This is a genomic window from Mycobacterium sp. IS-2888, assembly GCF_001954215.1.
Lineage (GTDB): Bacteria > Actinomycetota > Actinomycetes > Mycobacteriales > Mycobacteriaceae > Mycobacterium.
In genome coordinates this window covers 68,007-76,934 of record NZ_MBET01000007.1, presented here as the reverse complement: position 1 = coordinate 76,934, position 8,928 = coordinate 68,007, and the positions used below count along the sequence as shown (strand labels likewise).

7 protein-coding genes are annotated in these 8,928 nt (G+C 66.7%); 1 reads left to right on the top strand and 6 read right to left on the bottom strand.

Annotated features, from left to right (window positions below):
- Nucleotides 1–647: tRNA (adenine(58)-N(1))-methyltransferase TrmI (gene trmI, locus A5745_RS00845; RefSeq protein WP_076114775.1), on the bottom strand; the 647-nt coding region annotated here is incomplete at its 3' end.
- An 85-nt stretch (nucleotides 648–732) separates the two neighbouring features.
- On the opposite strand from trmI, the gene A5745_RS00840 reads away from it, so the two are divergent.
- Nucleotides 733–1,656 (top strand): RecB family exonuclease, encoded by a 924-nt coding sequence (locus A5745_RS00840; RefSeq protein WP_076114785.1) that lies wholly within the window; start codon nucleotides 733–735, stop codon nucleotides 1,654–1,656.
- A gap of 31 nt (nucleotides 1,657–1,687) precedes the next feature.
- On the opposite strand, the gene A5745_RS00835 is transcribed toward A5745_RS00840, so the two are convergent.
- From A5745_RS00835 to metH, 5 genes are all read right to left on the bottom strand, one after another.
- Nucleotides 1,688–3,070 carry an FAD-containing oxidoreductase gene (locus A5745_RS00835; RefSeq protein WP_076114774.1) on the bottom strand — a complete coding sequence of 461 codons (1,383 nt, stop codon included), beginning with the start codon at nucleotides 3,068–3,070 and terminating at the stop codon, nucleotides 1,688–1,690.
- A 37-nt stretch (nucleotides 3,071–3,107) separates the two neighbouring features.
- Complete coding sequence (locus A5745_RS00830; RefSeq protein ID WP_076114773.1) at nucleotides 3,108–3,620, bottom strand: DUF4126 domain-containing protein; 513 nt, start codon at nucleotides 3,618–3,620, stop codon at nucleotides 3,108–3,110.
- Between the two features lie 117 nt (nucleotides 3,621–3,737).
- The gene (gene hisG / locus A5745_RS00825) at nucleotides 3,738–4,607 is read right to left on the bottom strand and encodes an ATP phosphoribosyltransferase (RefSeq protein WP_076114772.1); all 870 of its coding nucleotides are present in this window, start codon (nucleotides 4,605–4,607) and stop codon (nucleotides 3,738–3,740) included.
- A gap of 11 nt (nucleotides 4,608–4,618) precedes the next feature.
- Nucleotides 4,619–4,900, bottom strand: a complete 282-nt coding sequence (locus A5745_RS00820; protein WP_076062407.1) for a phosphoribosyl-ATP diphosphatase — start codon at nucleotides 4,898–4,900, stop codon at nucleotides 4,619–4,621.
- Nucleotides 4,901–4,932: 32 nt separating this feature from the next.
- Nucleotides 4,933–8,709, bottom strand: a complete 3,777-nt coding sequence (gene metH / locus A5745_RS00815; RefSeq protein ID WP_076114771.1) for a methionine synthase — start codon at nucleotides 8,707–8,709, stop codon at nucleotides 4,933–4,935.
- Between the last annotated feature and the right edge of the window lie 219 nt (nucleotides 8,710–8,928).

Here is an 8,928-nt window from a genome sequence, read left to right as displayed (position 1 = left end):
GCCCGCGACAGCTGGGTGACGGTGGCCACGTAGATGATCAGCACACCGCCGGCGACCGTCAGCCGCGACACCGAGTCGAGCACCTCCCAGGGTGCGAGCATGTCCAGCACGGCCCTGTCGAAGGACGCGTCGGGAAGCTCGGAGTCCGCCACATCGCTGACGATCAGCTGCCAGTTGTCGGGCGCCCTGCCTAACTCCGAGCCGAAGAAAACCGAGACGTTGCGGCGGGCGTGTTCGGCGTGATCCGCGCGCTGCTCGTAGGAGACCACCCGCCCGTCGGGCCCGACGGCACGCAGCAGCGAGCAGGTCAGCGCGCCCGATCCGGCGCCGGCCTCCAGGACACGAGCACCCGGAAAGATGTCGCCCTCGTGCACGATCTGCGCGGCGTCCTTGGGGTAGATGACCTGCGGCCCGCGCGGCATCGACATCACGTAGTCGACCAGCAGCGGACGCAGCACCAGGAACGCGGCGCCGCTGCTGGATTTGACCACGCTGCCCTGTTCCAGCCCGATCACGTCGTCGTGGGCGATGGCGCCGCGATGGGTGTGGAACTCACCGCCTTCGGTGAGCTCCATCGTGTAGTGACGGCCCTTGGCATCGGTGAGTTGGACGCGTTCGCCGACGGTAAACGGGCCGGTTGCGGACACGCCGTCTAGCCTGCCAGCCGACTCGCCGTAGTCGGTGCTCGGGGTTGTCGCCGCGCGGTCCTACGCTGCGGGCATGACGGAGGGCATGACTGGGCCGACGACCGGCCAGCCGGACGATGGCCCCCGGCCGCCTTCCCGCCCGGCTCTGTCACCGTCGCGGGCGGCGGACTTCAAGCAGTGCCCACTGCTGTACCGGTTCCGGGCCATCGACCGCCTGCCCGAGGCGCCGTCGACGGCGCAGCTACGCGGCTCGGTGGTGCACGCGGCGCTCGAGCAGCTCTACGGCCTGCCCGCCGCGTCGCGCGTCCCGGACACCGCACTATCGCTCGTGGAACCCGCCTGGGAACGGGTGATTGCCGCAGTGCCGGACCTGGCCGCCGAGTTGGAGCCCGAACAGCGAACCGAACTGCTCGAGGAAGCCCGCGCGTTGCTGTCCGGCTATTACCTGCTGGAAGACCCGACCCGGTTCGAGCCCGAATGCTGCGAGCAGCGCGTGGAGGTCGAGCTCGCCGACGGCACGCTGCTGCGTGGCTTCATCGATCGCATCGACGTCGCCGCCACTGGCGAGCTACGGGTGGTCGACTACAAAACCGGCAAGGCACCGCCGGAAGCGCGCGCCCTGGCCGAGTTCAAGGCGATGTTCCAGATGAAGTTCTATGCGGTGGCGCTGCTGCGGTCACGCGGGGTGCTGCCCGCGCGGCTGCGCCTCATCTACCTTGCCGACGGCCAGGTCTTGGACTACTCACCGGATCACGACGAGCTGCTGCGCTTCGAGAAGACCCTGATGGCGATCTGGCGTGCCATCCAATCGGCCGCGCCCACGGGCGATTTCCGTCCCAGCCCGTCGCGGTTGTGCGACTGGTGTCCGCATCACGAGCGCTGTCCGGCCTTCGGCGGGACACCGCCGCCCTACCCCGGGTGGCCGGAAGACCCCGCCGAAGGCGGTGCCGACGCGGTGCTGCATTCGGTGCACCACCCCCTCGCCGGAGACGCCGAACCGGCGGCATGACCATCCGCTAATCGAGCCGCTAATCGAGCCGCTAGTCGAGCGGCGACATCTCCTGCAGCATCGTGGGGACCAGCTCGCTCACCGTGGGATGGATGTGCATCGTGCGCGACAGCGTGGTGTACGGAGCTTTGGCGGACATGACGTCCAGGATGGCGTGGATCGCCTCGTCGCCGCCGACGCCGAGGATGGCTGCTCCGAGGATCTCGTGGGTTTCAGCGTCCACCACGACCTTCATAAAGCCTTGCGTCTCACCCTTTTCCACCGCCCGGCCGACCCGGGTCATGGGTCGCTTGCCGACCAGCGCCTTGCGCCCCGACTCGCGGACCTGGCCGACGGTCATGCCGGCCCTGCCCAACGGCGGGTCGATGTAGAGCGCATAGGTGCTGATGCGGTCGCTCACCCGGCGCGGGTCGTCGTCGAGCAGGTTGGCGGCGACGATCTCGAAATCGTTGTACGAGGTGTGCGTGAACGCGCCCTTGCCGTTGCAATCGCCCATCGCCCAGATGTGATCGACGCTGGTCTTGAGCTGGTCGTCCACCACGATGTAGCCGCGGCCGTCGGTCCGCACGCCGGCCGCTTCCAGCCCCAGGTCGTCGGTGTTGGGTTGCCGTCCCACGGCCAGCAGCAGATGACTGCCCCGAATGGGCGCCGCGCCGTCGCGAGGTATGAGTTCGAACCCGTTGTCGCTCTTTCGGATTCGCACATCGTCGGCGCCGAGAACCACGTCTATGCCTTCGGCCTCCAGGATCTCCCTGACCGCGGTCGAGACATCCTCGTCTTCGCGGGAGGCCAGCCGTGAGCCGCGTTCGACGACGGTTACCGGAGCGCCGAATCGCCGGTACATCTGCGCGAACTCCAGCGCGATATAGCTGCCCCCGACGATGACGAGATGGGATGGCAGCGTGTCGAGTTCGAGGATCGACACATTGGTGAGGAACTCGACATCGGACAGCCCCGGGATCTCCGGCACGACGGCACGGCCACCGACGTTGAGGAAAATCCGGTCGGCCTGCAGCCGCTGTTCACCGTCCTGCGTGTCGACGCTGATGGTGTGCGGATCTTCGAAGCGGGCATGGCCGCGAAAAACGGTGCAGCCGTCCATGCCGTCGAGCCAATCCTCGACGCCCTTGCGGTCGCTGAGCATGATGTCGTCTTTGCGGGCTTTGACTTTCGCCATGTCCACGGTGACGGGTCCGGTTCCGACGCCATATTCCGCGCCGCGCCGGGCCAGCTGCGCGGCGTGCGCGCTGGCCACCAGCGTCTTGGTCGGGATGCATCCCGTGTTGACGCAGGTGCCGCCGATCAGTTTGCGCTCGACTATCGCGACCCGCTGCCCGGCGGCCGTCAACCGCCCGGCCAGGGGTGGGCCGGCTTGGCCGGCGCCGACGATGATCGCGTCGAAATGCTCTGTCATTTAACGACTGTCTGTTAACGGTGTCTGTTAGCGGCTGTCACTTAACGGCCGTCAGCACGTACTCCGTCAGCACGTGACCCGCCCACGCGGCGATGGCGAAGCCGCCCGCGATCGCGACCGCATCCTCGAGCAGCGCGATGGGCAGGTCCTTACCGCCGGTCACCCCCACCAGCCGCTTGCGCGCCTGATAACCGCCGAGGGTGCCGATCACCGCGCCGATCACGCCGGCCCCCAGCGCGCTAAACGTCCAGTGCGGCATTGCGCCCAGCACCGCGCCCGCGAATCCTCCCGTGATGATCCGGGCGGCGAAGATCGGCGGCGCGGTGCGCGCCGGCGTCTTGGGCAGCTTGTCGTTGACCAGTTCGCCGACGGCGAGAACGGTCAGGACGATGACGGTGATGAGGTTGGCCACCCACGATGCCCACGTGCCGTGCAGGTCGATCCAGCCGATAAACGCCGCCCAGGCGACGACGGCCGGCGCCGTCAGCGAACGCAAACCGGCGACCACGCCAATCAACAAAGCCATCAGCAGAATTAGTGCATGCGTCACGGAGACCCCTCCTGGAGGATGAACTGCCCGGCACCAAAAAGGGGTGCCGGCCCTGGAGCTCGGCCGGTCTCCCCCACGGCGGACGCTAACACAGCGGCCGTCCCGCCGATAGGGCGATCAGAATCGGCAGAACCTGATATCGGACGCCAGAATCGCTTTGGCACCGATCGCGGCGAGCTCGTCCATGATCTCGTTGACACCGCGGCGCGGTACCAGTGCCCGGATTGCGACCCAGTCAGGGTCGGCCAGCGGGGCGATGGTCGGAGACTCCAATCCCGGCGTGATCGAGGTGGCCTTGTCCAGCACCGAGCGCGGGCAGTCGTAGTCGAGCATCAGGTATTGCTGACCGAACACCACACCTTGGACCCGGGCTACCAATTGATCGCGGGCCGCGTCCAGTTCAGACGGCGACTCACCCCGACCGTCGTGATCGGTGCGCTCGATCAGCACCGCCTCCGAATCACACAGCGGCTCACCAAAGGCCACCAGATCGTGCAGGCTCAGGGTGCGGCCGGACCCCACCACATCGGCAATGGCGTCGGCAACCCCGAGCTGCACCGAGATCTCCACCGCCCCGTCGAGCCCGATCACCGTCGCGTCAATCCCCTTCTCGGCCAGGTCTTTTCGGACCAGATTCGGGTAGGCGGTGGCGATGCGCTTTCCGGCCAGATCCGCCGTCGCCCACTTGCGGCCCGCCGGGGCCGCATAGCGGAAGCTGGACGAGCCGAAGCCCAGCGCCAGGCGCTCTCCCACCGGCGCACCGGAGTCGAGCACCAGGTCACGCCCGGTGATGCCGAAGTCCAGCTCGCCCGAACCGACATAGATAGCAATGTCTTTGGGCCGCAAAAAGAAAAACTCGACCTGGTTGACGGGGTCGATGACCGTCAGATCCTTGGGGTCGGTACGGCGCCGATAGCCGGCCTCCGCGAGGATCTCGGTGGCCGGCTCGCTGAGCGCACCTTTATTGGGAACCGCGACGCGCAACATGCCCACAGCCCTCACAGCTTCCGGTAGACGTCGTCGAGGGTCAGGCCGCGCGCGATCATCAGCACCTGCGTCCAGTACAGCAACTGGCTGATCTCCCCGGCCAGCGCGTCGTCGGGTTCGTGTTCGGCCGCCAGCCACACCTCGCCGGCCTCCTCCAGGATCTTCTTGCCCAGCCCATGGATCCCACCGTCCAGCGCGGCGACGGTCGCGCTGCCGGCCGGCCGGGTGCGGGCACGATCGCCAAGCTCGGCGAACAGATCCTCGAAGGTCTTCACGGCCAGCGATTGTTTCACGCGGCGACGAGCAAAGTCACGGCGGTTTCCGCTCAGTCCTCCGGGTTGTAGCCGAGATTGGAGCTCAGCCAACGCTCGGCTTCGGCCAGGGTCCAGCCCTTGCGCTTCGCGTAGTCAGCGACCTGGTCCTGCGCCAACCGGCCGACCACGAAGTACTGCGACTGGGGATGCGAGAAATACCAGCCGCTGACGGCCGCACCGGGCCACATCGCCATCGACTCGGTCAGCTCGATGCCGGTCCGCTCTTTGACGTCCATCAACTTCCAGAGCGTCACCTTCTCGGTGTGCTCCGGGCAGGCCGGGTAACCGGGGGCCGGACGGATTCCCTGGTACTTCTCATCGATGAGGGCCTCATTGTCCAGCTGCTCATCCGGCTGGAATCCCCAGAACTCTTTGCGGACCCGTTGGTGCATCCGCTCGGCGAACGCCTCTGCCAGCCGGTCGGCTACCGACTCCAGCAGGATCGCGCTGTAGTCGTCGAGGGCCGCCTTGAACTCCGCGATCTTCTCCTGGCTGCCGAGCCCCGCGGTGACGGCGAAGGCACCGACGTAGTCCCGAAGACCCGATTCTTTGGGGGCGATGTAGTCACCCAGCGACCGGTTCGGGATGCCCTCCCGGTGCTCGCCCTGCTGGCGCAGGTTGTGCAACGTGGTCAGCACCTCGGTGCGGGTCTCGTCGGTGTACACCTCGATGTCTTCCATACCCGAGCCGACGGCATTCGCAGGGAAGAAGCCGATCACCCCGTTGGCCCTCAGCCACTTCTCCTTGATCAGGGTGTCGAGCATCTCCTGGGCGTCGTCGTACAGCTTGCGGGCGGCCTCGCCGGTGGCCGGGTTGTTGAGGATGTCGGGGAAGCGGCCCTTCATCTCCCAGGCGTTGAAGAACGGCTGCCAGTCGATGTACTCGCGCAGCTCTTCGAGGTCGTAGTCGAGAAACTCCCGCACGCCGAGGCCCTGGGCGGGCACCGGCGGCGTGTAGCCGTCCCAGTCGATCGGCGTCCGGTTCGCGCGGGCCTTCTCTAGCGTCAGCATCGGCCGCTCGTTCTTCTGGGAGTGCCGTTCGCGCAGCGATGCGTAGTCCTTCTCGGTGGCCTCCAGTAGGGCGGGACGCTGCTTGTCGTCGAGGAGCGCGGCGGCCACCGGCACCGAGCGGGACGCGTCCTTGACCCAGACCACCGGACCGCTGCGACGCGGCGCCACCTTCACGGCCGTGTGAGCGCGCGAGGTGGTCGCGCCGCCGATCAGCAGCGGGATCTCCAGCTCCTCGCGTTCCATCTCGACGGCGAAGTTGACCATCTCGTCCAGCGACGGGGTGATCAGCCCGGACAGTCCGATGATGTCGGCGTCGTGCTCCTTCGCCGCGGCCAGGATCTTCTCGGCGGGCACCATCACACCGAGGTCGATCACCTCAAAGTTGTTGCACTGCAGGACAACTCCGACGATATTCTTGCCGATGTCGTGGACGTCGCCCTTCACCGTCGCCATCACGATCGTGCCGTTGGTGTCCTTCGAGGCGGCCGTCCCGTTTTGCTCCTTCTCCGCCTCGATGAACGGCAGCAGGTACGCGACGGCCTTCTTCATCACCCGGGCCGACTTCACGACCTGGGGCAGGAACATCTTGCCCGAGCCGAAGAGGTCACCCACGACGTTCATGCCGTCCATCAGCGGGCCCTCGATCACCTCGATCGGGCGACCGCCCGCGGCGGCGATCTCGGCCCGCAGCTCTTCCGTGTCGTCGTCGACGTGGGCGTCGATCCCCTTCACGAGCGCATGCGTGATCCGCTCGCGGACCGGGAGAGATCGCCATTCGGCCGCCTTCGGGTCCTCGGAGGCTTCACCGGACTTGTTGAACCGTTCGGCGATCTCCAGGAGACGTTCGGCCGCATCCTCGCGACGGTTCAGAACGACGTCTTCGATCCGCTCGCGCAGCTCGGGGTCGATCGAGTCGTAGGGCACCAGCGCGCCGGCGTTGACGATGCCCATGTCCAGGCCGGCTTTGATGGCGTGGAACAGGAACACCGAGTGGATCGCCTCGCGGACCGGGTTGTTGCCCCGGAACGAGAACGACACGTTCGAGATGCCGCCGGAGATGTGCACCCCCGGCAGGTTCTCCTTGATCCAGGCGCAGGCCTCGATGAAGTCGATCCCGTACGTCGCGTGCTCCTCGATGCCGGTCGCCAGCGCGAAGCAGTTCGGGTCGAAGATGATGTCCTCGGGCGGGAAGCCGACCCCTTCGGTGAGGATCCGGTAGGCGCGCCCGCAGATCTCTTTGCGGCGCTCCAGGTTGTCGGCCTGGCCCTGCTCGTCGAAGGCCATCACGACGACGGCCGCGCCATACTTGCGGCACAGCCGTGCCTCGCGGATGAACTTCTCCTCGCCCTCCTTCATGGAGATCGAGTTGACGATCGGCTTGCCCTGCACGTTCTTCAGGCCCGCCTCGATGACCTCCCACTTGGAGGAGTCGATCATCACCGGGACCCGGCTGATGTCCGGCTCGGCCGCGATCAGCTTGGTGAACCGGTCCATCGCGGCGACGCCGTCGATCATGCCCTCGTCCATGTTGATGTCGATCACCTGCGCACCGACCTCGACCTGCTGCAGGGCGACCGACAGCGCGGTGTCGTAGTCCTCGGCCTTGATCAGGTTGCGGAACCGCGCGGAGCCGGTGATGTTGGTGCGCTCTCCGATGTTCACGAACAGGGAGTCGTCGGTGATGTTGAGCGGCTCCAGGCCCGACAGCCGGGTGGCCACCGGGATCTTCGGCACCTCACGCGGCGGCTTGCCCTCGACGACCTTGGCGATCTCGGCGATGTGCGGCGGCGCCGTCCCGCAGCAGCCACCGACCAGGTTGACCAGACCGGCCTCGGCGAAGTCGGCGATGTAGCGAGCCTGGCGCTCCGGGGTCTCGTCGTACTCACCAAAAGCGTTGGGCAGGCCGGCGTTCGGGTAACAGGAGACGAAAGTGTCTGCGATTCGCGACATCTCGGCGATGTAGGGCCTCATCTCCGGCGCGCCCAGCGCGCAGTTGAGGCCGACCGCGATCGGCTTGGCGTGCCTGATCGCGTTCCAGAATGCTTCGGTGACCTGACCGGACAACGTGCGCCCGGAGGCATCCGTGATGGTGCCCGAGATGATGACGGGCCAGCGGCGTCCGCGCTCCTCGAACAGCGTCTCGACGGCGAACACCGCCGCCTTCGCGTTCAGTGAGTCGAAGATCGTCTCGATGATGAGCAGGTCGGCACCACCGTCGACCAGGCCGTTGGCGGATTCGAGGTAGGCGGCGACCAGCTGGTCGTAGGAGACGTTGCGGGCCCCAGGGTCGTTGACGTCCGGCGAGATCGACGCAGTCCGCGTGGTCGGCCCGATCGCCCCGGCGACGTAGCGCGGCTTCTTCGGGGTGCTGTATTCGTCGGCGGCCTTGCGGGCCAGGGCGGCGCCGGCGTAGTTCAGCTCGTAGCTCAGGTCCGCCATGTCGTAGTCGGAGAGGGAGATCGCGTTCGCGTTGAACGTGTTGGTCTCCAGGATGTCGGCGCCCGCCTCGAGGTACTCGCGATGGATCCCCTCGATGATCTGTGGCTGCGTCAGGGTGAGCAGGTCGTTGTTGCCCTGAAGAGCGGTCGGCCATTCCGTGAACCGGTCGCCGCGGTAGCCGGCCTCGTCCGGCCTGTCCCGCTGGATCGCCGTGCCCATCGCGCCGTCGATCACCATGATCCGCTGGCGCAGAGCCGCCGTCAGTTCCTCGGTGCAGTCGGGACGGATGTTCGGCGCAAAAGTATTCGGCGGGGCGGCGCTCACGCGTACTCCTTCCATAACGGAAGGCGTCCTTCTCGTCAACAACGTCGACTCTGCCGAGCGTGGCGGATACCAGGATGCACCCGGATCCGTTGCAACGCCTCTCGACCAGAAAAGTCTACGTCGTCACCCGATCGACGTCTGGACGCCCAACTCCTCGCCGCGATCACGGTGCCCGTGAAAGGACAGTTCGCGGATCTTTTCGGCGACGTGGTAGTTACCAAGGTTAACCAGTTT

What these genes read in the sequence shown, in the direction of transcription:
- hisG (WP_076114772.1), bottom strand. Translation starts at nt 4,607, where the DNA reads ATGTTGCGCGTCGCGGTTCCCAATAAAGGTGCGCTCAGCGAGCCGGCC.
- A5745_RS00835 (WP_076114774.1), bottom strand. Translation starts at nt 3,070, where the DNA reads ATGACAGAGCATTTCGACGCGATCATCGTCGGCGCCGGCCAAGCCGGC.
- A5745_RS00840 (WP_076114785.1), top strand. Translation starts at nt 733, where the DNA reads ATGACTGGGCCGACGACCGGCCAGCCGGACGATGGCCCCCGGCCGCCT.
- metH (WP_076114771.1), bottom strand. Translation starts at nt 8,709, where the DNA reads ATGGAAGGAGTACGCGTGAGCGCCGCCCCGCCGAATACTTTTGCGCCG.